Origin of the sequence: Stenotrophomonas sp. ATCM1_4 (assembly GCF_004348115.1) — a bacterium.
GTDB classification, from domain to species: Bacteria; Pseudomonadota; Gammaproteobacteria; order Xanthomonadales; family Xanthomonadaceae; genus Stenotrophomonas; species Stenotrophomonas capsici.
In genome coordinates, this window is the sequence record NZ_QPFB01000001.1 from 2769398 (window position 1) to 2793550 (window position 24153).

The following is a 24153-nucleotide window of genomic DNA, read 5'->3' on the forward strand; positions in this document are numbered from 1 at the left end:
ATTTACCGCAATGATGGAAGAACTCCTGGTCGTCACCACCGGCGGCACCATCGACAAGATCTACTTCGACGACAAGTCCGATTACCAGATCGGCGACCCGCAGATCGGCATGATCCTGCGCGAGCTCGGCGTGACCTTCCGCTTCAACGTGATCCCGATCCTGCGCAAGGACTCGCTGCACATCACCGACGATGACCGCGAGTTGATCCGCGCCACCATCGCCGCCCAGCCCACCCGCCACGTGCTGGTCACCCACGGCACCGATTCGATGGTGGCCACCGGCAAGGTGCTGCAGACCATCGCCGACAAGACCATCGTGATGACCGGCGCACTCAGCCCGGCGCGATTCCGCGGCTCCGATGCCGAGTTCAACATCGGCTGCGCGATCGGTGCGGTGCAGTCGCTGCCGCCCGGCGTCTACATCGCCATGAATGGCCGTATCTGGGACCCGACCAAGGTCCGCAAGAACGTGGACGCGAACCGCTTCGAAGCCGTCTGATGGCCAAGGGCACCCGCGCCACCGCGGCATTGGACAAGGCCGGCATCGCCCATGGGCTGCACGCCTATGATTACTCGGCCGACGTCGACAGCAAGGGCCTGGCGGCGGCGCAGGCGCTGGGCATCGACCCGGCGCGCATGTTCAAGACGTTGATGGCGTGGGTGGACAAGCAACCGGTGATCGCGGTGATCCCCAGCGACCGCCGGCTGTCGCTGAAGAAGCTTGCCGCCTGTTGCGGGGGCAAGCATGCACAGATGATGGACATCCCCGAGGCCGAACGGCGCAGCGGCTACAAGGTGGGCGGCATCAGCCCGTTCGCCCAGCAGCGCCCGGCCGGGGTGGTGTTCGCCCAGGACGCGCGGCTGCACGAGCGCCTGTACATCAATGCCGGACAACGCGGGCTGCTGCTGGACATCGCGCCCGACGCTGCCGTGCGTTTCCTGCAGGCCTCCCTGGTCGATGTCTGCGAAGACTGAGCCCTCGTACCGGCATCGCTGCACGCCCGACGCGTAAAAACGGCCCCGGCGGTGCCGGGGCCATTACCTCATGCGCGTTGAGGACGGCGCCACCGAGGGCGCCGTCGTTGCCGCCGGATCAGAACGTGATCGACCAGCGGTTGATCCTGCCGGTATCACCACTGGCCTTGTCGTTCACCCGCAGCTTCCAGGTGCCGTTGAGGGCTTCGCTGGACAGGTTCACGTTGAAGGTCTGCTTGATGTCGTCGGCGCTGCCGCCGGCGTAGTTGCTCAGCACGTACACGCTGCCGTCCGGCGCCACCAGGTCCACCTTCAGGTCCCCCTTCCAGGTGTGGCTGATGTCCACCGCCACCGGCGTGGAGGCGGGCGCATTGCCGCTGCGCCCGGACACGCTGATCGCGCTTTCCACCGTGGCGTTGTCGACGATGTTCACCGCCGTGGCGTTGCTGTAGGTCTGCGCGCCCCCGGTTCCGCCGCCGGTGCTCCAGCTGGCCTGCAGGGTCACCCCCGAATAGGCCGCGTAGGCGTTGAGCATCACGTGGTAGGTACCAGCCGTGGGCGTGGCGAACGTGCAGCTTTCCGCATTGCCGCTCTTGTACGGCCGGCAATCGTAGGTGGAGGTGGTCGGCTGGCTGCCGGCACGCACGTACAGGTCTGCATCTCCACTGCCACCGGAGCTGGCGATCACCAGGTTGCTGGCACCGGCAGGTACCTGCACGGTGTAGTACTGGCTGCTGCCGGCGGCGCCGGACTGGCCGGTCAACGGCACGCCGTTGCCAAGCACCGTGCCACCCGGGTTCGGCGTGGTCCCGCCATTGACCGCATCCACCACCGCCTTGGCATTGAGGATGCCCGGGCCGATGGACTGCGACGGGGTCGACGGGAACGCGGTCACGTTGGCCTTGATCAGCGCCTCCACCTGGGCCGGCGTCTTCGGCGTGGTGGCCACCGCCTGGATCAGCGCCACCACGCCAGCCACGTGCGGGGTGGCCATCGAGGTGCCGTTGTAGGCCGCGTAGGTTTCCGTGCCCGGCGTGGTGCTGCCGGTGTTGAGCGTGGACAGGATGTTCGAGCCCGGCGCGGCGATGTCGATCAGCGCGCCGTAGTTGGAGAAGCTCGAACGCGCGCCGGTGCTGGTGATCGAGGCCACCGCGATGACGTTGTTGCAGTTGGCCGGCGAGGCATTGGACACGTTGACGTTGTCGTTGCCGGCGGCGATGACCAGGGTGGTGCCACGGCCGACCGCGCTGTTGATCGCGTTCTGGGTGGTGGTGCCGCAGGCACCGGAGCCGCCGAGGCTGAGGTTGATCACCTCGGCCGGGTTGGCATTGGCCGGCACGCCGGACACGGTGCCACCCGAGGCCCAGACGATGGCGTCGGCGATGTCCGAGTCATAGCCGCCGCAGGTGCCGAGCACGCGCACCGGCACGATCTTGGCGCCGTAGGCCACGCCGGCCACGCCCTTGGCATTGTTGGTCACCGCAGCGATGGTGCCGGCGACGTGGGTCCCGTGCCAGCTGGACCCCTGCGCGGCATGGATGCCACCGCACTGGTTCGCGCTGACCCAGTCGCCCGGGTCGCTGGGGTCGCTGTCGCGGCCGTCACCGTCGTTGGAAACGCTGGTGTCGTTGATGAAGTCATAGCCGGGCAGCAGGTTGGCGTTGAGGTCGCTGTGGTTGGTGATGCCGGTGTCGAGCACCGCCACCACCGAGCCGGCCCCGTTGGTCACGTCCCAGGCCTGGTTGGCCTTGATGCCGTAGGTGCCGGAGTAGCCCCACTGCTCGCTGTAGCGCGTGTCATTGGGGGTCAGGCGGACCGTGTTGAGGCGATCGACCTCCACGTATTCCACGTTCGGGTCGGCGGCCAGCTTGCGCATCAGCGTCTCGGCGTCGGCACGGTCAAGCTGGGCATCGGCGCGGATCACGTCCGCCCCCACCGCCAGCCGGCGCAGGTGCTGCACGCCCACGCCCTTGCCGGCACGCACCGGCAGCGCGCGCGCCGCCGCCCCCAGGGTCCTCTGCAGGGCGGCCTCGCCGGCGAGCTGCCGGCTGTCCTGCTTGTACTTGACGATGAAGCGCTGGTGCGTGGGCGCGCTGTCCAAGCCGGCCAGGTGGACATCACCGGCGAAGGCCGGCGTACACAACAACAGGGAGGACAACGACACCGTGCCTGCTACAACCAACCCACGGCCAAGCCTACGGTCTGATTTGCGTGACATTGATGAGCCCTTCTGCAAGAGGATGCCGCGTTGCGCGGCCAAGGTCCTGCCCGGGCTCCAGACATCGGTGGGGAAGCGTGTATTGCCCGGGTAGGACTACCCGAACCAGTCCCCTGTAACCGATCCGTCGGCCGAGAGTAAACGCCGGATAAACCCCTGCCAAGAGGGTTGCAGGCGAAACCATCGCCTCCGCCACTGCCATAAGTCGCTGTTTCACAAAACAAATGCGATGGAGTTCTCAGATCCTGACAATGAAAAACCCGCCCGGGCACGGGGCCCGGGCGGGTTGGGATCGGTCACGCCGTGGCGGATCAGGCCAGGCGCACCAGCCAGCCGTGGCGGTCCGGCAGGCGGCCGTACTGGATGTCGGTCAGTTCCTTGCGCAGCGACATGGTCACCTCGCCGGCCGGGGCGGCCAGGTCACCCACCGAGAAGCCTTCGCCCTTGAGCTGGCCGATCGGGGTGATGACCGCGGCGGTACCGCAGGCGAACACTTCGGTGATCTCGCCGGAGGTCACGCCCTGCTTCCACTCGTCGATGGACACCTTGCGCTCTTCCACGGTCATGCCGCGGTCGCGCGCCAGCTGCAGGATCGACTCGCGGGTGATGCCTTCCAGGATGCTGCCCGACAGCGCCGGGGTGACCAGCGTGTTGGTCTTGCCGTAGACCAGGAACACGTTCATGCCGCCCAGCTCTTCAAGGTACTTGCCCTCGACCGGGTCCAGGAACAGCACCTGGGAGCAGCCCTGCGCCTGCGCCTGCTGTTGCGGCAGCAGCGAGGCAGCGTAGTTGCCACCGCACTTGGCCGCGCCGGTGCCGCCCTTGGCGGCGCGGGCGTAATCGGTGGACAGCCAGATCGCCACCGGCGCCACGCCCTTGGCGAAGTACGGGCCGGCCGGGCTGGCGATCACGTAGTAGGTGGCCTTGTGCGCGCCGCGCACGCCGAGGAAGGCCTCGTCGCCGATCATGAACGGACGGAAGTACAGGCTGGCTTCGTCCGCGTCGGACACCCAGTCCTTGTCGACCGCGGTGATCTGCTTGAGCGACTCGACGAAGATTTCCACCGGCAGTTCCGGCAACGCCAGGCGACGGGCCGAGCGCTGCAGGCGCGCACCGTTGGCTTCCGGACGGAAGGTCCAGATCGAGCCGTCGGCGTGGCGGTAGGCCTTGATGCCTTCGAAGATCTCCTGGCCGTAATGCAGCACGGCAGCGGCCGGGTCCAGCGAGATCGGGCCGTACGGCGTGACCGCCGCATCGTGCCAGCCGGTGTCCTTGTCCCAGCGTACGGCCACCATGTGGTCGGTGAAGTACAGGCCGAAGCCCGGCTTTTCCAGGATCTTGGCGCGCTCTTCTGCGCTGCGCGGATGGTCCGAACGGGTGACGGCAAAACTCGGGGAAGACTGGGACACCGGATGATTCCTTCCAGATTGCGGGATGGGACACAACGCCGGCGCGGGGGGTCACCGGTTCCAACGCGTCCGGCCGGCGGCAGCTGCGGTACGGGAAATGCCGGTACCGCAGGCGCGCAGGCCAGCCGTTACAGCATGCCAGTTTCCAGACGGGCCGCCTCGGACATCATGTGACGCCCCCACGGCGGGTCGAACACCAGCTCGACGTCGGCCTGGGCCACCGTCGGGATCATCTCCAGCTTGCTGCGCACGTCGTCGACCAGGATCTCGCCCATGCCGCAGCCCGGCGCGGTCAGCGTCATCTTGACGTCCACCTCGCGCTGGCCGTCGTCCAGGTGCCTGAGGTCCACCTCGTAGATGAGCCCCAGGTCAACGATGTTGAACGGGATCTCGGGATCGAAGCAGGTGCGCAGCTGCTGCCAGACCAGCTTTTCGACATCCTCGTCGCCGGCGTCGTCCGGCAGTTCCAGCCCCGGCGGCGGCTCCTTGCCGATCGCGTCGCCGTCCTTGCCGGCGATGCGGAACAGGTTGCCTTCGACAAACACGGTATAGCTGCCACCCAGCGCCTGGGTGATGTAGCCATAGCTGCCGGCGGGCAGGGTCACGCTGTCGCCCTGCGGCACCATCACGGCCGGGCAATCACGTTCGAAATGGACGGGTTCGCTGCTACGGGAATACATGTGGATCGATATGGGGACGCGGTTGCTACCCGCAAGACGGCCATTTTATCCGACTGGGCGCGTCGCCCGCTGAAGGGCTATGCTGCGGGACCTGTCCGGGAATGCTCATGTCCTCCGTTTCCTCGTCGGCGCGCGCCGTCCACCACTGGCTTTGGCCGCTGTTGCTGCTGCTGGGAAGCATCACCCTGACCGTATTGTGGCTGCTGGTTGCCCTGTCGCTGGGCACCCAGGCTGGCTGGATGGCGATCGTCGCCGCGCTGGAAGCCGCGTGGATGCTGCGTCTTGGCGGTTTGCCCGGCGGCCGGGCGCGGGTCCTGATCACCCTGGCGGCCACCGTGCTGATCGCCGCAGCCACCAACTGGCTGATCGCCTCGGCCTACATGGGCGGGCCGATGGGGCTCACTCCGTGGGAATCTGCGTTGCGCATGGGGCCCCATCTGGCCTGGACCCTGCTGTCCATGGCCAACGGCCTGGCCGAGGGCATCTGGCTGCTGATCGCCCTGGTGGTCGGCTGGCGCATGGCCCGCTGAGACCTGCGGCCGGCAGCTCCCGCTCGCCGTAGTATCCCCCTCCTCCATACCCCTGCCGACATGCCCGACGCCGCCGGCGGCAGGTCGTTGCGGGGGCCGACCTTGCCTGCGCGCGCGCCATGTGACGCCACGATCTCGCAATGTTTCAGACACTGCGAGACAAAATGTCAGTTCCGGCACATGGTTCCCTGCCGGAGACGCACATTTGTTGGAGTTAATAATTCGTAATTTCAAGGCTCCCCCGCACCAGCCAAGCGGAGTTGCCCGTGAGCATCAAGCCCCTGAGTCAGGCCGTACGTAGTGCATTGCTCCCCCTTTCCACCGCCGCCCTCGCATTGGGGGCCGCAGGCAGCGTCCTGGCCCAGGACACACCGCCCAAGGAGGAAGCCACCAACCTGGACCGCATCCAGGTCACCGGCTCGCGCATCAAGCGCGCCGACCTGGAGACCTCCAGCCCCGTCTTCACGATCGACCGCCAGAACATCGAAAGCTCCGGTGCGGCCACGGTCGGTGAGTTCCTGCAACGCACGCCGGCCATCGCCGGTGCGGCCACCAACCCCCAGGTCAACAACGGTGGCGGCGCCGGCGCGGCGACCGTGGACCTGCGCGGCCTGGGCGTGAACCGCTCGCTGGTGCTGGTCGACGGCAAGCGCTGGATCGGCACCATCTCCAACGCCAACGGCGCGGTGGACGTGAACTCCATCCCGATGGCGCTGATCGAACGCGTGGAAGTGCTCAAGGACGGCGCCTCGGCGATCTACGGCTCCGACGCCATCGGCGGCGTGGTCAACTTCATCCTGCGCAAGGACTTCCAGGGACTGGAAGCCAGCGCCTTCTATGGCATTTCCTCGCGCGGTGACGCCGATACCCAGCGTTTCGACGCCACCTTCGGCATGCATGGCGACAAGGGCCGGCTGATGCTCGGCGCCAGCTATGACAAGGAAGACTCGGTCAGCGCCGCCGACCGCACCTACTCCAGCCAGCCTTACCAGCTGTATGCCGGCGAAAAGGGCATCGGCGGCACCAGCCGCATCCTGACCGGCCGCTACGTGGTGCCGCGTACCGCCGCCGGCGGCGTGGACCTGAGCGACCCGAACTGCGGCACTGGCGCCAACGTCACCCTGACCCGCATCGATGGACGCCCGGGCACGTCGCAATCGGACTTCCGCTGCTTCAACGCGGCCACCGACGTCTACAACTTCCAGGCCGACGGCAACCTCAACCTGACCCCCCAGGAGCGCACCTCGCTGTTCATGAGCGGCAACTACCAGCTCACCGACAACATCGAGGGCTTCCTGCTGGGTTCGTGGCTGCGCACCGAATCCTCGTTCTTCATCGCGCCGCTGCCGTTCGACGGCCGCGCGGCGGTGGACAACGTGCCGATCAGCGCGGACAGCATGTACAACCCGTTCGGCGTGGACATCACCGACGCACGCCTGCGCCTGCGTGACTTCATCCCGACCCGCACCACCCGCTTTGAAACCGAGACCTACCAGATCACCGCCGGTCTGCGCGGTGCCTTCGGCGACAGCAGTTGGAGCTGGGACGCTTCCTATGGCTACGGCCGCACCCCGCAGACCACCGCGGTCCGCGGCTACCTGTACAGCCCGGGTCTGACCGACGCACTGGGCCCCTCGATGGTCGACCCGGCCACCGGCAACCCGATCTGCGTGCGCACGCCCGGCGACCCGGCCACCGCCATCGCCGGCTGCCTGCCGGTCAACTTCCTTGGCCCGCCGCCGGACCCGAGCACCGCCGCCGGCCAGGCCCAGCTGGCCGCGCTGGAGCTGATCAACCCGACCATCCACAGCAGCAGCGAGAACGACCTGAAGGTCTTCAATGCCAACGTCACCGGCGACCTGTTCCAGTTGCCGGCCGGCGCCGTCTCGCTGGCGGTGGGCGTGGAACGCCGCGAGGAATCGGCCAGCTCCAGCAGCGATTTCCTGACCATCATCCCGCCGGGCGAGACGGTCTGCCTGATCACCCAGGAAGCCTGTACGTTCGGCGACATCAACGGCAAGTTCGACGTCAACGAAATCTACGCCGAAGCACTGATCCCGCTGCTGGCCGATGCGCCGTTCGCCGAGAAGCTCAACGTCTCGCTCGGCACGCGTTACTCGGACTACTCCAACTTCGGCGGCACCACCAATTCCAAGATCGGCATGGAATGGAAGCCGTTCGCCGACCTGCTGATCCGCGCCACCTACGCCGACGTGTTCCGCGCCCCGACCATCGGTGACCTGTACGCCCCCACCGTGCCCAGCGCCAGCACCTACACCGACCCCTGCAACGGCTACACCGGCGGCAACCCCAACGCCTGTACCGGCGTCCCCACCGACGGCTCGTTCCGGCAGAGCAACAACCAGGTCACCTCCTTCCAGGTGGCCAACCCGGACCTGCTCCCGGAAGAAGGCGACGTGCTCACCTACGGCTTCGTCTACAGCCCGAGCTGGCTGGAAGGTTTCAGCATCACCGCCGACTACTGGCGCGTGAAGCTGGACCAGTTCATCACCAACCTGCCGGAGAACGTGCTGCTCAACCAGTGCTTCAACTTCGGCCGCTTCTGCGACACCTTCGTCCGCGACGATGCCGGCGACGTGGCGCAGATGACCAACGTCACCGGCAACTTCGGCACGTTGAAGACCGCGGGCATGGACATCGGCTTCCGCTACCTGTTCCCGGAAAGCGCATGGGGCAAGTTCAGCTGGAACCTGGATACCACCTACCTGGCCCAGTACGACGTGCAGCTGCTGTCCGGTGACCCGAGCAGCAACGTCGGCGCTTTCCCGGGCATTCCGGGCAGCACCGGCCTGGCCGGCACGTTCGTCGACAACGCCTCCTCGGGCTTCGGCAACATGGCCCGCTGGCGTGCACTCAACGACATCAGCTGGTCGCGCGGCAACCTCAGTGCCAGCCTCACCACCCGCTACGTGCACCACGTGTACGAAGCACCGGACGTGGCCGATGTCACCGAGCCCGGCTACGTGGCAAGGCGCCGGGTGCCGTCCTTCACCCAGACTGACCTGCAGATCGGCTACCGCTTCGAGGACCTGAACAACAGTTCGATCCAGATCGGCGTGCGCAACCTTACTGACCGTCAGCCGCCGTTGATCTATTCTGGCTTCAACGCCTCGACGGACATGCGGACCTACGATGCAATCGGACGTTACTACTGGATGCGCTGGACAGCCCGCTTCTGATCCCGCAGCCGTCACCACCCCTTCCGCCGCGGCCCCGGCCGCGGCGGAAGGACACGGCGGCGACCTTCGCCACTACATCCGCACCTACGATGACAGCCTGCCAACGGAGATGTGCGGCAAGTTGATCGCGTCGTTCAACGCGTTGGGCCGCTTCCAGCAACGCAACGGGCGTGGCGTGCGCGCCGGGCTCGAACAAAGCGCCTGGACCGAGCTGGACATCAGCCGGCTCTCCGATGCGCCGTTCCTGGCCTTCTTCCGGCAGCTGATCAGCCAGTCGCTGCAGCGCTACAACGCCGATGTCGCGCTGCCACTGGCCCTCCCCGACAGCCCCCTGCTCAGCCCGCTCATCCTCAAGCGCTACCGCGCCGGTGGCGATGAGAAGTTCCAGACACACTTCGATGCCATCAACGACGTCTGCGACCGCTACCTGGTGTTCCTGTGGTACCTCAACGACGTCGGGCACGGCGGCCAGACCTGGTTTCCCGGCCTGCACACCGGCGTGGCCCCGCGTGCCGGCCGCCTGCTGATGTTTCCGCCGTACTGGATGTACGCCCACCAAGGCCAACCGTCGCCGGACCAGGACAAGTACATCCTGTCGACCTACCTGCGCTTCCCGCAGCGTCACTCCATCGTGTAGCCGAACCGCCTTGCCCACGGCTCCAGTTCGGCCAGCACGGCATCGCCAAAGAAGGCGCGGTAGCGCTTCCAACGGCCCACCGCGTTGGCATTCACCGGCTCGATCACCTGCGAATAGCTGGGCGTGTTGATGCGCCGGCTGCGCTGCGCCGCTGCATGGTGCGACTGCAGCTGCGCGGCCTGCATCGGCAGCGACAGGAAGCCCATCAGCGCCTCCAGGCGCTGCGCCGGGGCCTGCACCAGGTCTTCGTAGCGCAGTACATGCACGCGCGCCGGCACCCATTCGCGCTGCGCATGCCACCATTCCATCACCCGGACGTAGGTCTGCGCCGTGGACGCCAGCGATTCGAAGGCCAGCGCGCCGCCGTTCAAGCCGAATGCCTGCATGTGGCAGCTGAGCACGCAATCGCAGGGGTGGCGCAACAGCAGCAGCCAATCGGCCTGCGGAAACAGGCGGGCCACGTACGGCAGCCGCGTCATCGTCAGTGGGTACTTGTCCACCAGCCGCCCCTGCGGCACGAGGTGGCGATGGACCTGCTGCCAGTAGTCGGCGCGCGCCTGGTCCACCGCGGCGCCGGGAAGACCATCCAGCGATGCATCCAGTGCCGCGTCACGCCAGCCATCGCGCCTGCGCAGGTTCTCGATCATCACTTCCAGCGCTGGCCGCTCATCGAGCACGTCCAGCGCGCTGTGCGCATCGAGCATGCGCTCCAGCAACGTCGTACCGGAACGCGGGAACCCCACCAGGAACACCGGATCAGGCGGCCCCTGCCGCTTGCCTGCATCGACCGCCACGGCCGGCGCGTGCCGCCGGCGCTGGTCCAACCAGCCCAGCACGGCCGGCAATGCCGTTTCCGGCCAGCGTGACTGGAACGCAAGGCGGGCCTGTGCGTGCGCGTGTTCGAGCGCATGGATCGCCGCAGCCGCGTCGCCCTCCTGATCGTGGTCCTTCGCCACCTCGAACCAGAGCTGGGCGCGCATGGCCGGATCGGCCCCGGACGGCAATGCGGCCTGCGCGAGCGCGGCCGCCGTGCGCGGCTGCCCGCTGCGTCGCGCGATCCGCGCCGACGCCAGTGCCAGCATCGCCCGCCCGTCATCCGACGCCGGCGGTGGCAGACCGGCCAACACCTGGGCCGCCTCGTCCACGCGGTTGAGCCGTTCCAGCAACAGCGCCAGCTGAATACGCGGTTCCGCATCCTCCGGCATCTGCCCGATCAACCCGGTGTACAGCGCCAGCGCCACTTCGTCCTGGCCGCACTGCATCTGCAGCCACGCCAATGCCTTGCGCTGCTGCCCGCCCAGGTGGCCGGCCTCCAGCCCCGCCAGCACCTGCGCCGCGTCGTCAAAGCGTTCGAACTCGACCAGGCAGCGTGCATAGGCCAGGCGTACGTCCGCCGCCTCCGGCTCCAGCGCATATGCCCGCACAAGTAACTGGCGCGCAGGGGCGAACTCGCCCTTGCCAAGGCAGGCCAGCCCATGCCCGAGCAGGTAGGCCACTCCCTCCGCGCCCTGGCGGCGCGCGTTCTCGAATGCCTGTACGGCCGCGTCGATGTCATCCAGTTCCAGGCAGGCGTTGCCGAGATTGATCCAGGCCTCGACCAGGTCCGGCTGCAGGCGCAACGCGTGTTCGAGCAGCGGCCGGGCATGCCCGGCCTGGCCACGCTGGAGATGGAACGTCGCCACCAGCGCCAGGCCGGGCGCGAATGCCGGCGCCACCTGTACCAACCGTCGAGCCAATGCTTCGGATTGTGCGCACTGGCCGTCATGCCACAACGCCAACGCCTGCTCGTAGAGATCGCGCACCTGTCATCGCCCCTGGAAGTTGCATGGGAAATCATCACAACGCTCGACGCGGAATCGCAATAAATGCAAATCAAGCTGCAAACCCATGCACGCGCGGCTTGCGCCTGCGGGTTCAGCATGGGCCATCCGGCCTCCTGGCAACTCTCTCCCAGGCGAGACCTTCCTCAGCCCCCGGCGTAATGGGGAAAGCAGGGCAAAAAAACCGGATCTGCCCGGCTTGTCCGGGCTATTTTTTTTCCTGCGATTTGGTCATACGCTACACCCGATTGATGTCGCAGGCAGGAACACGCAAGGGCATTCCCAGCAGCGCTGCTTTTCACGTTGAAGCCATCCATCCACGACACGGTCGGGACCCCCGACGGTGGAGGCGCAGTGAAGATCCGGCACCACCAGCTCCACGGATCGCAGGCCCTGAGCCTGCCTTCCGGTCCCAGCGACAGCGTGCATGTTGTCGCCAGTTCAGGACGCGGGACACGCCTGCAGGTGCCGTCAGGCTGGGTAAGCGTAACGGCCATTCTGCATGGCGAACTCGAACTCTCCAGCAATGACACGCCCTGGCTGCTGCCTTCGCGCCACGTGCAGGTCTGGCTGGAGGGCGGGCTGCGGCATCACAGTCGCTGCCATGCGCGCTGGATGTGCATCACTGCCCCACTGCAGACGTGGCGCCAGGCACACCCCGGCCCGCTGCCGGGCAGTGCGTTGATCCCACGCCAGGAACCCTGTCCGCACGCCCTCGCCCGCCCGATCGTGCACCTCACGCGCACGCGCTGGTTCCCGACCGACGCCGATACCCCCGAGGTAGCCGATGCGTTCATGCAGCTGCACGACGCCCTCATAGAGCAACAGCAGGCGCTGCAGGGCGAGCTGGAACGCTGCAGCGGGCGTACCGCCGCGCGCCGGCACCAGACGCTGCTGCGCCTGCTCAAGGTGCAGCACCTGATCCGCTGCAACGTCGACGACCGGCTGGATCTTTCGCGACTGGCGGCGATCGCCAACTACTCGCCCACGCACCTGATCCGCGTCTACCGCGAGGTGTTCGGCGAAACGCCGAGCGAGTACGCCATCCGCCTGCGCCAGCAACGTGCGTGGGAGCTGGTCCAGGGCACCGGACTCTCCGTCTGCGAGATTGCCGAATCGCTCGGCTTCGAAAGCGAGAGCGCGTTCTGCCGGGCGTTCAAGCATGCCTTCGGTTGCACCACCTCCGAAGCGCGACGCCGCCAGGGCGCCGGCCCGCTGCAAACCGCCCGACCACCATCCTGCGCGGATGCGGCATCTGCCGACCAACGGGCACCTGCCCTGGCGCCTTGACGCGGGCACGCTATCTCACGATTGCCATGCGGCGCTCGATCAACGCGTTGCCGGCAATGCCCGCTTGACGAAGGTGGCGACCTTCTCGCCGAAGTCATCCAGCCCCTTGTCGGCATCGCCACCGATCCAGCCACCCACCTTGCGGTCCGTCACGTCTTCCTCGGCCAACAGCGCCCCATCGGACTTGCGCACCGCGCGTGCCATCACCGAGAACTTCTGTGCGCCCGCACCGAAGCCAACAAAATAGCGCAGGGCCTGGTTGCCCTTCTTGAAGTCGACGATGCGCCCGGTCAGCAACACCGTGCGCTGCGGATCGGGGCAGCCAGTCGTCGCACCGGCCAACGCGGCGCGCATGCCGGCAATCTTGCCCGGGATGTTGCCGGCCACGCTGCGCTGGATCTCCGCCAGCCGCTCGGCGGGAATCATCGCCGCGCGTGCCTCTTCCTTGCTGGTGATAAGCCCATCATTGACCTCGAAGCGGGCCACTTCCACGCAGTCGAAACGTGTCTGCGACAACGGCAGCGCCGGTGACGCCACGGGCATCGGCGTCGGCAACGGTGCCGGCACGGGCTGCTCATGGGTCACCGGCGGGGGTACCGCCGACACTTCGCTTGCTGGCGACGCCGCGGTCGCCGGCTCCGTGGCGGCCGCATCGCCGGACCGGTTCTGCGACCACCAGCCACTGTTGGACTGTGCCAACGCCATCCCACTGCACAGCACCAATACGCAGCACAGGCCGCGACTGCCAACGTTCCGCATGTTTCCCCCTGGATGATGAAATGGCGGGCTCAGTGCCCGCCGTCGAGCGCCTTCAACTCACTGACCAGCGCGCTTGCCGCTTCGGCACCGTCGCCGTACAGCATGCGCGTGTTGTCGGCGTAGAACAGCGCGTTTTCGATGCCGGCAAAGCCGGTGCCCTTGCCGCGCTTGATGACGATGGTGTTCTTCGAATTGACCACGTCCAGGATCGGCATGCCGTAGATCGGGCTGCTGGGATCGGTCTTGGCCACCGGGTTGACCACGTCGTTGGCACCGATCACCAGCGAGACGTCGGTGGTGGCGAACTCGGGGTTGATGTCGTCCATGTCGGCGATCAGGTCGTAGGGCACGCCGGCCTCGGCCAACAGCACGTTCATGTGCCCTGGCATGCGTCCGGCCACCGGGTGGATGGCGAACTTCACCTTCACCCCGCGCTCGATCAGCCGTTGCGCCAGCTCCCAGATCTTGTGCTGGGCCTGCGCCACCGCCATGCCGTAGCCGGGCACGATCACCACGCGCTCGGCGAAGGCCATCATCGCCGCCACGTCGGCCGCTTCGATCGGCTTCTGGCTGCCGCTGATCTCCGCGCCCTGGCCGCCGCCACCGAAGTTGGAGAACAGCACGCCACTGATCGGCCGGTTCATCGCCTTGGCCATCAACCGGGTCAGCAGGATGCCGGCCGCACCGACCATCATGCCGGCGATGATCAATGCCTCGTTGCCGAGCACGTAGCCCTCGAAGGCCACCGCCAGGCCGGTGAAGGCGTTGTACAGCGAGATCACCACCGGCATGTCGGCACCGCCGATCGGCAAGGTCATCAGCACGCCCAGCGCCAGCGCCACCACGAAGAAGCTGATGATCGCCACCGGCTGCAGGCTCACCGCCGCCCACGCGCCCAGTCCCACCATCGCCACCGCCGTCAACAGGTTGAACGCCTGCTGGCCGGGGAAGGTGACGCGCTTGTCCAGCCGGCCGTCCAGCTTGGCCCAGGCAATGATCGAGCCCGACAGCGATACCGCGCCGATCGCCGAGCCTATCACCGCCAGCGCCAGCACCGTCGCCGACGGCTGCCGTGCGGCAAGCGCGGCGATGGCCTCGGCACTCCAGTGGCTGGTGTCGCGACCGGCAACATCGGAAAAACGCAGCAGTTCAACCGCGCCGATGGCCGCCGCAGAGCCGCCGCCCATGCCGTTGTACAGCGCCACCATCTGCGGCATGTCCGTGATGGCCACCTTCTTGGCCGACACCCAGGCCAGGCCGGTACCCAGCAACAGCGCTACCGCGATCAGGCCCAGGTTGTGCAGCCCCGGCAGCAGGAAGGTGGCGGCGGTGGCGATCAACATGCCCGCTCCGGCCCAGTGGATGCCGCTACGCGCGGTCCTGGGCGAGGCCATGCGCTGCAGGCCGAGCAGGAACAGCGTCGCAGCCACCAGGTAACTCACCTTCACCAGCACCGTCATGCTCATGCAGCCTTCTCCAGAACCGTTGTGTCTTGAGCGGCAACCCGCCGGTCACGGCGGTGGTGTTCCCGCATCTCGATGGCCGTCTTCAGCAGGCCGATCATGCCCAGCCCGAACGCCACCAGCCCCAGCGACAACTGCGACAGCGCCGTCGACGCGGCCAACGCGGTACCCGCCAACCCGAGAAGGATCGGCAGCAACGCCTGCACGGTCAGCAGCCACAGCATCCAGTAGCCCTTGCGCGGGTCTTCCCAGACCTTGCGCGAGACTTCGTTCTGGGTACGGGTCGGATCCTGCAACGAGGACATGCCGATGCCCACGCCGGCGTACAACAGCGCGTTGTTCAGCGCCTCCAGCAGCCCGCCCAGGCCCGTGAAGAACGGCGAAGCGACGTAGTACAGCGCAACCAGCATGGCCGGGTACTGCAGGTAGCTCAGCCACTGGAACACCTGCCGGGCGTCGAACCGGCGGGACGGCGATGGCCCGGTCACCGGCCCTTCCCGTCCGGCTTCTTGGAACTCTTGAACATTTCCAGCATGCGCTCGGTGACCACGTAGCCACCGGCGGCGTTGCCCGCGCCCAGGGCCACGGCGATGAAGCCGATGGCCTTCTCCAGCGTGGTGTCGGCGTGGCCGAGCACCACCATGGCACCGATCAGCACGATGCCGTGGATGAAGTTTGAACCGGACATCAACGGCGTGTGCAGGATCACCGGCACCCGCGAAATGATCACGTGGCCGGCGATCGCCGCCAGCATGAAGATATACAACGCCACGAACCCGTCGCTCATTGCTGCTCTCTCCAGGGCTGGAACCGCCCGCACGGCATCATAACCACGGCGACCGAGCGGATGCGACGGTTGCGCTGTCAACCAATGCCCGGCCCGTGCGTTTACAGCATCAGACCCCCGCCGGAACGCTACCCTGTGCTGGTGACCAGCCCGCCCCTGACGTCCACTGCCACGCCTGCCTCGCTGGAAGCCTTCCTCGCCGGCGTGGGGCCGCGCGCCTTCCGCTTCGCCGAGGCCGGGCTGCGCCAGCGCGAAGATGCGCTGGACGCGGTACAGGACGCGATGGAGCGCATGCTCGGCTACGCCGACCAACCGCCGGAAGAATGGACGCCGCTGTTCTGGAGCATCCTGCGCCGGCGCATCATCGACCTGCAGCGGCGCCGCAGCTTCCGCCTGAAGTTCTGGGCCCCGCAGGACGACCAGGACCAGGACAGCGCGATCGACTGGGCCGACGAAGCCGCCGGCCCGGCCCGGCAGCATGAGCAGCAGCAGGACTATGCGTGGCTGGTGCGGGCCCTGCGGCAACTGCCGGCGCGGCAACGCGAGGCCTTCAGCCTGCGGGTCCTGCAGGAACTGGACGGCGCCACCACCGCCAGGGCGATGGGCTGTTCGGAAGGCTCGGTAAAAACCCACCTGTCGCGCGCGCGCGACGCATTGCAGAAACAACTGGAGGCCTCGCGGTGAGCCGCCTGCCCACATCGCCGGATGATTTCGACCGCTCCCTGCGGCAACTGCAGCAGCAGGCCGAGGGCGCGCTGTCGCCCGCCACGCTCGCCCGGCTGCGCCAGGCACGGCAGCAGGCCGGGACGGCCAGCGCGCCCTGGCGTCGCCGTGGCCTGTGGCTGGCCACCGCCTGTTCGGCGGTGCTGGCCGTGACCTTCGCGCTACGCTTCAACGGCACCGATGCACCGGTGGCCGCACCGGCCACAGCCACGGCAGCGGCCACGGTCGACAGCGACGATGCGATCGATGCGCCCCTGCCGTTCGATGAGAGCCCCGAGCTGTACCTGTGGCTGGGCTCGGACAACCTGGCGATGGAATGACCCTGATGAACGCCCTGATCCCCCGCGTGTTGCCCCTGCTGCTCCTGGCCGCGTTCCCGGCGCTGGCCCAGCAATCCCCGCCATTGCCCGAATGGGACCAGCTGACGCCGGCCCAGCGCGAAACCCTGATCACGCCGATGCGTGACCGCTGGAACGCCTCGCCGGACCGCCGCCAGCGCATCTATGACCATGCCCGCAGCTGGCAGCAGATGACCCCGGAACAGCGTGAGCAGGCGCGCCGTGGCATGCACCGCTTCGAACACATGTCACCGCAGCAGCGCCGCGAGGCACAGGCGCTGTTCGCCAGGATGCGCGGCCTGGACAGGACCCAGCGCCAGCAGCTGCACGACCAGTGGGTGAAGATGACGCCCGAGCAACGCCGGCAATGGGTGGAAGCCAATCCGCCACCAGCGCGTACGCAGCGGTAGAAGCGTCAAAGGCCCGCCCTCATCCGCCCCTGCGGGGCACCTTCTCCCGCCCACGGGAGAAGGGAGGGGTTCGCCGCAACCTGAGCCCGCCCGTGAACCGGAAGTCCGCATGACACGCCCTTCTCCCGCTTGCGGGAGAAGGTGCCCCGCAGGGGCGGATGAGGGGGCTTTGGATTTCCGCCTCCACTCCCCGCGAAACCCACCTCACACCGGCGGGATCTCGCCGCCCGCCGGACGCTGCGGCCACACCGTCCTGATCAGCAGTTCGTCGCTCCAGTCCAGGCGCAGCGCGCCCTCCTTCAGGAACAGCGACACGAAGTTGTAGACGTTGCGCGCATACATCTCGCTGGCATGGATGGCCCCCGTGCTGGCCAGGTCCAGCGGACCGGCCACGGTGACGCCCCCCACCTCGACGGTCTCACCCGGACGGGTGGCCTCGCAGTTGCCACCGGTCTCGGCGGCAAGATCGACGATCACGCTGCCCGGCCGCATGCCGGACACCATCGCCGCGGTGATGATCTTCGGCGCCGGGCGCCCGGGTACCGCGGCGGTACAGATCACCACATCCACACCCTTCAGGTGCTCGGCCAGCCGCCGCTGCTGCTCGGCGCGTTCGTCCTCGGTCAGCTGGCGCGCATAACCGCCCTCGCCCGCCGCACTGACACCCAGGTCCAGGAACTTGCCGCCCAGCGATTCGATCTGCTCGCGGGTTTCCGGACGCACGTCGAAGCCCTCCACCGCCGCGCCCAGCCGCTTGGCGGTGGCCACCGCCTGCAGGCCGGCCACGCCGGCACCGACCACCAGCACCTTGGACGGGCGGATCGTGCCGGCGGCGGTGGTCAGCATCGGGAAGAAGCGCGGGGTCAGCTGCGCGGCGATCAGCGTGGCCTTGTAGCCGGCCATGCCGGCCTGCGAGCTGAGCACGTCCATGGCCTGCGCGCGGGTGGTGCGCGGCAGGCGCTCCAGCGGGAAGCACTGTACCTGCCGGGCCTGCAACGCCGCCGTGCGTGCCGGCTCGGCCTGTGGATGCAGCATGCCGACCAGCACCACGCCGGCCTTGAAACGCTCGATCATCGCCACCGGCGGTGGCTGCACGCACAGCACCAGGTCGGCGGTCTCCACGGCTTCGTCCAGTGTCGCCCCCGCTTCCAGGTAGGCCTGGTCGGTGAAGCCGGCGGCCACGCCGGCACCGGGCTGCACCCGCACGCTGGCGCCGGTGGCCAGCAGCTTCCTGACCGTCTCCGGCGTGGCGGCGACACGCCGCTCGCCCTGGGCGGTTTCCTTCAGAACACGTACATCAACGGCCATTCCAGTCCCCGATGCGCAGTGGATCAACTGCCCGGATCGTAGCAAAGCCCCGAACGTGCGCGGCGATCAGCCGACCGCGGCCGGCTGCGGCTCCAGGCGGTCGATCACGCCCTGCATGGCGCTGTCGAAGGCGCCATCGTCCACGTGCGGACGCAGGCGGCCCAGCCGCACCATCACCGCCAGTTCTTCCGGCGAGGCCACGCAGAAGCGGATGCCGCGACGGTTGACGAACAGCAGGCGCGAGGAAATCGGGCTCACCCAGGACAACTTGCCGGCCTGCAGCTTGCCGTCCTTGTCGATGAAGTCCAGCCAGGTGCCGATCTCCATCCGACGGAAGCGCTCGGCATCACTGTCGTCGAAGTCCTCGGCCTTGGCCGTGCTGCCGAAGTCGATGGCCGGGGCTTCCTGCGCCGGCGGGGTCGGCAGCGCCACCTGCGGCAGTTCGGGCAGCGCACGCTCCAGCTCCGGCCGCACTTCGGCGATCGATTGCAGGGTGTCGTGCAGGGCATCGATGGCCGCCGTCCCCGCATCGCCATGGACACCGACGCTGGCGAACACCTTGCGCAGCCCCGGCTGGCAGGACTGCAGCCACGGCTTGCCGACGATATGGCGGCGCGCCTCGGCCACTTCCTCCAGCACCTCGTCGGCCAGCTTCAGCGCCTCGGTGACGCCCTCGCCCTCTTCACCTTCGCGCAGCAGGGTCAGGGTCAGGTGGTGGTTCCATGGCTGGCGCAGGAAATCGTCGATGGCCTTGGGCAGGCCCTGGTCGGCGACCCGACGTTCCAGCTCGAGGGCGGCGCGGCTGCGCGCGACCTCCAGTTTCTCCTGGCCACGCTGCGTTTCGGCGGCGCGGCGCTCGGCGATCTCGATGCGGCGGCGGTGCTGGGCCAGGAATTCGCGGAATTCCTCCTCCAGCGTCAGGAAGATGGCCAGGTTCTCGTTGAACTCGGCCGTCAGCCTCTCGATGATTTCCTCGACCTTGCCCATCAGCGCGCGCTCGGACTGGCTCTCGCCCGCGTTGCCCTCGCAGGCCTCGGCCAGCGAGTTGAGCAGACGCCGCGCCGGGTGGGTCTTCTGCACGAACATGCGGCGGTCGAGCATGGCGACCTTGACGAACGGCACCACCAACCGGCCGATCAGCTCGCGCGAACGGCCTTCCAGGTCACGTTCGTCGAGCATCACGTCGAACAGCATGCCAACCAGGTCGATGGCATCCTCGTCCTGCGGATCCAGGTGCGCCTGCGCCGGGTCCACGCCCAGCCGGGTCGCGCCGGCCAGCACTTCACTCTTGAGCCGCTGCGCCAGCGATTCGCCGTCTTCGCCGACGGCCGCGCGCAGGGTGGCACTGGGCGTGGCCTGCAGCAGCGACAGCACCGACATCATCTCGCGCTGGTTCAAGGCGCGCTGCAGGCCTGGCTCACCGCCGTGGCCGGCGGCAGCGCCGCCGATGCCACTGGCGGCTGCGCCGCGCGCCTGCCGCGACTGCACCAGCAGCTCATGCAACGCCTCGAGCACCATGCCCTGCTGGGTGGCGCCATCGACTTCGAATCCGCCACCGCCCTGCCCGTATCCCTCGCCCTGGGCTTCGCCCATGCGGCCGAGGTTGGCGCGCTGCTGCGCGAAGCGTTCGGAGAAGCGTCGTGCCCAGCCCGGCGCCCCGCCCTGCGGGTCGAAGCCATCCTCGTCCGGGGCATCAGCGTCCGGTACCGCCGCCGGCCGACGCGGCGGCTGGCGGCGCGGCGCACCCAGTTCAGGGGCTGCGCCGGCCTGGGCCAGGCGTTCGTCCAGTGCCTCGTACAACTTGCCGATACTGCCGGCCAATTCCCGTTCGCACAGCTTGAACAGCACCAGGCGCACTTCCGGGGTCAGGTCACACGGGGCGAAGGCCTCGTGCAGGGCGACGCCGATATGTTCGGGACTGATCGGATTGGTGTCGGCGTTGAGTTCCTGACCGCCGGCAACCCAGCCCAGGCGATGGTCCAGCCGCGCCAGCACCTGCTTGTACTCGCGCAGCAGCACGGTGGCCAGGTTGCGCACCGCCAGCCGCGACTCCAGGACGTGTTCGGGCACCAGCGCCAGCCCACCCTCGCCGGCACCGGCCATGACGCTTTCCGCCGACTGCGGCGCACCCGATTCCAGCGCGGCCCAGGCCTGCTGCAGGTGGCTGGAGAAAAGACGGGAAACCTCGTCGCGGCGGCGGCGCAGCTCGCGCATGCCGTCGAGGAAGGCCATCTGCGAGGCGCCGGCACTTCCGGCCCGATCGAACAACGCATCGTCGAACCCGGCCAGGACCTTGTCGAACAGCTTGGACAGCGCCGGCAATGCCGCTTCACGCGCCACGGCCAGAAGGTTCTGGTTACGACCGGGCTGGCCCGGGACTTGCGGGTTGGACATCATGCGCAAAGGCTCCACGCCCGTGAAGGCGCTGGACTTTTGATAGACGGGTTAGGACAAGCGGACGCGGCCCCTGTTTCCGCCCGTGGATGGTAGGGCGAGTAGCTGAACAGGGTCAGTGATGCAGTAAGCACTTCAAACCTCATGACCGGCATCCCGGTACGGCCGTCTATGCTAAGCGGGCCGCGGAATATTGGCGAATTTCACCGCCCTTCCAGGGCGATGATGGCAATCACAGTTTGCGCTACCCAAGGTGTCATCGTCCCGCCGTCTATAATCCCCGACCGTGTTTTGCCCCCGGTGAGTCATGTCCGACAACTGTTTCCTGCACGCCTTGAACCAGCGCGTTTCGGTTCCGTCCAAGCAACTGGGCGAACCCGCCCCGGACCCGGCCACCCTGCTGCGCATGCTTGAAGCCGCCGTGCGCGTACCCGACCACGGCAAGCTGGTCCCGTTCAGATTCCTGCAGATCCGCGGCGATGCCCGTCACGCTTTGGGCGCGTTCCTCGCCCGGCGCAGCCGTGAGCGCGACCCGCACGCCGCCGAAGCGGTGATCGAGAAGGACCGCCTTCGCTTCTCGCATGCGCCGCTGATCGTGACCGTCATCGCCCGCCTGCAACCCGACCACAAGGTGCCGGTGCAGGAACAACTGCTGACCGCCGGTTGCGTCTGCTTCGCGCTGCTGCAGGCCGCGCAGGGGTTCGGCTTCGGCGCGCAGTGGCTGACCGCCTGGATGGCCTATGACGCCGCAGTCGCCGACCACCTTGGCCTGGGCCAGGACGAGCACATCGTCGGCTTCATCCATGTCGGCACGCCGAAGCTGCAGGTGCCCGACCGTGACCGCCCGGACCCGGCCGCGTTGCTGCAGGACTACCGGCCGTGAGCACCGCCCCGGCCAGCGCGCCGCTGTACCTGGTCGACGCCAGCCTGTACGTGTTCCGCGCCTGGCATTCGATGCCGGACGAGTTCCAGGACAGCCAGGGCTGGCCGGTCAATGCCGTGCACGGCTTTGCCCGCTTCCTGCTGGACCTGCTCGAACGCGAACGCCCGCGGCATATCGCCGTGGCCTTCGACGAGGCCCTGGACAGCTGCTTCCGCCACCGCATCTACCCGGCCTACAAGGCCAACCGCGACCCCGCCCCGGATGAACTGCGCCGCCAGTTCGCGCACTGCAAGGCGTTGTGCGCGGCGCTGGGGCTGGACGTGCTGGCCGACCGCGAGTACGAGGCCGACGACCTGATCGGCACCGCGCTGCACGCCGGCCGCGGGCATGGCCTGCGCGGGGTGATCGTCTCGGCCGACAAGGATCTCTCGCAGTTGCTGCTCGAACACGACGAGCAATGGGACTACGCGCGCAACCAGCGCTGGGGCGCGGCCGGGGTGAAGGCGCGCCACGGCGTGCACGCGCACCAGATCGCCGACTACCTGGCGCTGTGCGGCGATGCGGTGGACAACATCCCCGGCGTGTCCGGCATCGGCACCAAGTCGGCGGCGGTGCTGTTGTCGCACTTCGGCAGCCTCGACGCCCTGCTCGAACGCATCGACGAAGTACCGTTCCTGCGCCTGCGCGGTGCGGCGACCATGGCCGCGCGCCTGCGCGAGCAGCGCGAACTGGCCCTGCTGTTCCGCCAGCTGACCACCATCGCGGTGGACGCACCGCTGGCCACCGCGCGCCCCGGCTTCACCCGCGGCAACGCCGACGCGGACATGCTGGGCGGGCTGTGCGATGCATTGCGCTTCGGCCCGATGACCCGGCGCCGGTTGCTGTCGGCCGCGGGCATCGAAACGTCCTCTCCTTCCGCCAACGAGTTCGCATGAGCCAGAACACCGCAGCCCCCCGCGTCGTCTACGAAGGCAAGTACCAGCGCATGGTCGTGCGCGGCACCTGGGAGTACAGCGAGCGCACCCACGCCGGTGGCTTGGCCGCGATCATCATCGCAGTCACCCCGCAGGACGAGGTGCTGTTCGTCGAACAGTTCCGCGTGCCGCTGCAGGCACGCACCATCGAGATGCCGGCGGGCCTGGTCGGCGACATCACCGCCGGCGAGTCCATCGAGGAGTCGGCGGTGCGCGAACTGGAAGAGGAAACCGGCTGGACTGCCGACCATGCCGAAGTGCTGATGATCGGCCCGACGTCATCCGGCGCCAGCAGCGAGAAGATCGCCTTCGTGCGCGCCATCGGCCTGCGCAAAGTTGGCAACGGCGGTGGCGACGACAGCGAGGACATCACCGTGCACAGCATCCCGCGTGCGCGTGCCGCGGCATGGCTGGTCGAGAAGATGGGCGAAGGCTACGAGCTGGACGCCAAGCTCTGGGCCGGCCTGTGGATGATCGAGCACCACCTCGACGGGAGGCCACGTGGCTGATTCCGGAGAGCAGGCATTGCCGCCGCTGCTTGATGCCGGCGACCCGGCGATCTTCACCGTGCACCATCCGCACGGGCGCTCGCCGTTCGTGCGGATGGCCGATCATGCCGGCCAGCAGGTGCCCGCAGCCTTGCACGACCTCGGCCTGCCGCAGGCGGAGCTGGACCGGCATATCGGCTGGGACATCGGCATCGCCGGCACCACCCGCGCACTGGCCAAGCGGCTGGATGCCTGGGCGATCGAACAGACCTATTCGCGCCTGCTGATCGACTGCAACCGCCCGCTCGCCTCGCCGACGCTGATCCCCGAGGTCAGCGACGGCACGCTGATTCCCGGCAACGCCGGCCTGAGCGCCGCGCAGCGCCAGCAACGCATCGACGCCATCCATGCGCCCTACCACGCGCGCATCAGCGCCGAGCTGGACCGTCGCCGTGAGGCCGGCATCCCCACCGTGCTGGTGATGATGCACAGCTTCACCCCGGCGATGAACGGTTTCCAGCGCCCGTGGCACGCGGGTGTGCTTTACCACCAGGACACCCGCTTCGCACATGCACTGCTGCAGGCGCTGCGCGCCGAGGGCGACCTGGTGGTTGGCGACAACGAGCCGTATTCGGTCAACCGCAACAGCGACTACGCCGTGCCGGTGCATGGCGAAGGCCGCGGACTGGTGCACGTGGAGCTGGAGATCCGCCAGGACCTGATCGCCGATGCCGCCGGCCAACAGGCCTGGGCCGAACGGCTGGAACGCATCTTCCGCACGTTGCAGCCCAGCCTGACCAGGTAGGAGCGCGTTCAAGGGCGAAGCAGGTGCGTCGTCAGATGTGGGGCTGACCGCGACCGGATGAC

23 protein-coding genes and 1 pseudogene are annotated in these 24153 nt (G+C 68.0%); 13 read left to right on the forward strand and 11 right to left on the reverse strand.

All coding sequences use genetic code 11. From position 1 onward, the window contains the following. Positions 1-13: 13 nt before the first annotated feature. Both ATCM_RS12875 and ybaK read left to right on the forward strand, forming a co-directional pair. Entirely contained in the window at positions 14-499 is a 486-nt protein-coding gene (locus ATCM_RS12875; RefSeq protein WP_132866171.1) for an asparaginase domain-containing protein, read from the forward strand. Then, positions 499-975: a Cys-tRNA(Pro) deacylase gene (gene ybaK, locus ATCM_RS12880; RefSeq protein WP_132864897.1), complete on the forward strand. Its 477-nt coding sequence runs from the start codon at positions 499-501 to the stop codon at positions 973-975. Before ATCM_RS12875 ends, ybaK begins: the two co-directional genes overlap by 1 nt. Positions 976-1093: 118 nt before the next feature. On the opposite strand, the gene ATCM_RS19370 is transcribed toward ybaK, so the two are convergent. From ATCM_RS19370 to sufT, 4 genes and pseudogenes are all read right to left on the reverse strand, one after another. After that, positions 1094-1480 (reverse strand): proprotein convertase P-domain-containing protein, encoded by a 387-nt coding sequence (locus ATCM_RS19370; RefSeq protein WP_243694098.1) that lies wholly within the window; start codon positions 1478-1480, stop codon positions 1094-1096. Beyond that, a pseudogene (locus ATCM_RS12885) lies at positions 1460-3193 on the reverse strand (S8 family peptidase); the annotation flags it as partial. The pseudogene ATCM_RS12885 and the gene ATCM_RS19370, both read right to left, overlap by 21 nt. A 311-nt stretch (positions 3194-3504) precedes the next feature. Further along, entirely contained in the window at positions 3505-4602 is a 1098-nt protein-coding gene (locus ATCM_RS12890) for a branched-chain amino acid aminotransferase (RefSeq protein WP_132864899.1), read from the reverse strand. A gap of 128 nt (positions 4603-4730) precedes the next feature. Then, positions 4731-5282, reverse strand: a complete 552-nt coding sequence (gene sufT, locus ATCM_RS12895) for a putative Fe-S cluster assembly protein SufT (RefSeq protein WP_132864900.1) — start codon at positions 5280-5282, stop codon at positions 4731-4733. Between the two features lie 107 nt (positions 5283-5389). On the opposite strand from sufT, the gene ATCM_RS12900 reads away from it, so the two are divergent. From ATCM_RS12900 to ATCM_RS12910, 3 genes are all read left to right on the forward strand, one after another. After that, complete coding sequence (locus ATCM_RS12900; protein WP_132864901.1) at positions 5390-5812, forward strand: hypothetical protein; 423 nt, start codon at positions 5390-5392, stop codon at positions 5810-5812. 266 nt (positions 5813-6078) lie between these two features. Next, positions 6079-9012 carry a TonB-dependent receptor gene (locus ATCM_RS12905; protein WP_132864902.1) on the forward strand — a complete coding sequence of 978 codons (2934 nt, stop codon included), beginning with the start codon at positions 6079-6081 and terminating at the stop codon, positions 9010-9012. 109 nt (positions 9013-9121) lie between these two features. Beyond that, positions 9122-9649, forward strand: coding sequence for a 2OG-Fe(II) oxygenase (locus tag ATCM_RS12910; protein WP_243694016.1), 528 nt, complete (start codon positions 9122-9124; stop codon positions 9647-9649). Here the strand turns inward: ATCM_RS12910 and ATCM_RS12915 are convergent. Continuing rightward, positions 9634-11451: a sulfotransferase gene (locus tag ATCM_RS12915; protein ID WP_132864904.1), complete on the reverse strand. Its 1818-nt coding sequence runs from the start codon at positions 11449-11451 to the stop codon at positions 9634-9636. The genes ATCM_RS12910 and ATCM_RS12915 overlap by 16 nt on opposite strands. A 321-nt stretch (positions 11452-11772) precedes the next feature. Between ATCM_RS12915 and ATCM_RS12920 the strand changes: the two genes are divergently transcribed. Continuing rightward, positions 11773-12759, forward strand: coding sequence for an AraC family transcriptional regulator (locus ATCM_RS12920; RefSeq protein ID WP_165931180.1), 987 nt, complete (start codon positions 11773-11775; stop codon positions 12757-12759). A gap of 39 nt (positions 12760-12798) precedes the next feature. Here the strand turns inward: ATCM_RS12920 and ATCM_RS12925 are convergent, their stop codons facing one another. The 4 genes from ATCM_RS12925 to ATCM_RS12940 all read right to left on the reverse strand — a co-directional run bounded on the left by ATCM_RS12925 (position 12799) and on the right by ATCM_RS12940 (position 15768). Continuing rightward, on the reverse strand, positions 12799-13464 hold the full coding sequence (locus tag ATCM_RS12925; RefSeq protein ID WP_207911810.1) for a DUF4410 domain-containing protein: 666 nt from the start codon (positions 13462-13464) through the stop codon (positions 12799-12801). Between the two features lie 83 nt (positions 13465-13547). Then, positions 13548-14984 (reverse strand): NAD(P)(+) transhydrogenase (Re/Si-specific) subunit beta, encoded by a 1437-nt coding sequence (locus ATCM_RS12930; protein WP_132864907.1) that lies wholly within the window; start codon positions 14982-14984, stop codon positions 13548-13550. Next, the gene (locus ATCM_RS12935) at positions 14981-15469 is read right to left on the reverse strand and encodes a hypothetical protein (protein WP_132864908.1); all 489 of its coding nucleotides are present in this window, start codon (positions 15467-15469) and stop codon (positions 14981-14983) included. The genes ATCM_RS12930 and ATCM_RS12935 overlap by 4 nt, the downstream gene beginning before the upstream one ends. After that, on the reverse strand, positions 15466-15768 hold the full coding sequence (locus tag ATCM_RS12940; protein ID WP_132864909.1) for an NAD(P) transhydrogenase subunit alpha: 303 nt from the start codon (positions 15766-15768) through the stop codon (positions 15466-15468). Before ATCM_RS12940 ends, ATCM_RS12935 begins: the two co-directional genes overlap by 4 nt. A gap of 84 nt (positions 15769-15852) precedes the next feature. Here ATCM_RS12940 and ATCM_RS12945 point away from each other — a divergent pair, with 84 nt between their 5' ends. From ATCM_RS12945 to ATCM_RS12955, 3 genes are read left to right on the forward strand one after another with little or no spacing between them, the layout of a single operon-like run. Next, complete coding sequence (locus ATCM_RS12945; RefSeq protein ID WP_132864910.1) at positions 15853-16452, forward strand: RNA polymerase sigma factor; 600 nt, start codon at positions 15853-15855, stop codon at positions 16450-16452. Next, positions 16449-16811, forward strand: coding sequence for a hypothetical protein (locus ATCM_RS12950; RefSeq protein ID WP_132864911.1), 363 nt, complete (start codon positions 16449-16451; stop codon positions 16809-16811). The genes ATCM_RS12945 and ATCM_RS12950 overlap by 4 nt, the downstream gene beginning before the upstream one ends. Further along, a complete protein-coding gene (locus tag ATCM_RS12955) occupies positions 16808-17239 on the forward strand; it encodes a DUF3106 domain-containing protein (protein ID WP_132864912.1) in 432 nt (143 codons plus the stop codon). Before ATCM_RS12950 ends, ATCM_RS12955 begins: the two co-directional genes overlap by 4 nt. 204 nt (positions 17240-17443) lie before the next feature. Here ATCM_RS12955 and ATCM_RS12960 read toward each other — a convergent pair whose 3' ends face one another. Both ATCM_RS12960 and ATCM_RS12965 read right to left on the reverse strand, forming a co-directional pair. Next, a complete protein-coding gene (locus ATCM_RS12960; RefSeq protein WP_132864913.1) occupies positions 17444-18547 on the reverse strand; it encodes an NAD(P) transhydrogenase subunit alpha in 1104 nt (367 codons plus the stop codon). A gap of 66 nt (positions 18548-18613) precedes the next feature. Then, the gene (locus ATCM_RS12965) at positions 18614-20944 is read right to left on the reverse strand and encodes a DUF1631 domain-containing protein (protein ID WP_132864914.1); all 2331 of its coding nucleotides are present in this window, start codon (positions 20942-20944) and stop codon (positions 18614-18616) included. Between the two features lie 304 nt (positions 20945-21248). On the opposite strand from ATCM_RS12965, the gene ATCM_RS12970 reads away from it, so the two are divergent. The 4 genes from ATCM_RS12970 to ATCM_RS12985 are packed head-to-tail and all read left to right on the forward strand — an operon-like array spanning position 21249 to position 24091. Continuing rightward, entirely contained in the window at positions 21249-21824 is a 576-nt protein-coding gene (locus tag ATCM_RS12970; protein ID WP_132864915.1) for a nitroreductase, read from the forward strand. Further along, positions 21821-22759, forward strand: a complete 939-nt coding sequence (locus ATCM_RS12975; protein WP_243694017.1) for a 5'-3' exonuclease H3TH domain-containing protein — start codon at positions 21821-21823, stop codon at positions 22757-22759. The genes ATCM_RS12970 and ATCM_RS12975 overlap by 4 nt, the downstream gene beginning before the upstream one ends. Then, positions 22756-23307 carry an NUDIX hydrolase gene (locus ATCM_RS12980; RefSeq protein WP_132864916.1) on the forward strand — a complete coding sequence of 184 codons (552 nt, stop codon included), beginning with the start codon at positions 22756-22758 and terminating at the stop codon, positions 23305-23307. Before ATCM_RS12975 ends, ATCM_RS12980 begins: the two co-directional genes overlap by 4 nt. Next, positions 23300-24091, forward strand: a complete 792-nt coding sequence (locus ATCM_RS12985) for an N-formylglutamate amidohydrolase (protein ID WP_132864917.1) — start codon at positions 23300-23302, stop codon at positions 24089-24091. The genes ATCM_RS12980 and ATCM_RS12985 overlap by 8 nt, the downstream gene beginning before the upstream one ends. Positions 24092-24153: the final 62 nt, after the last annotated feature.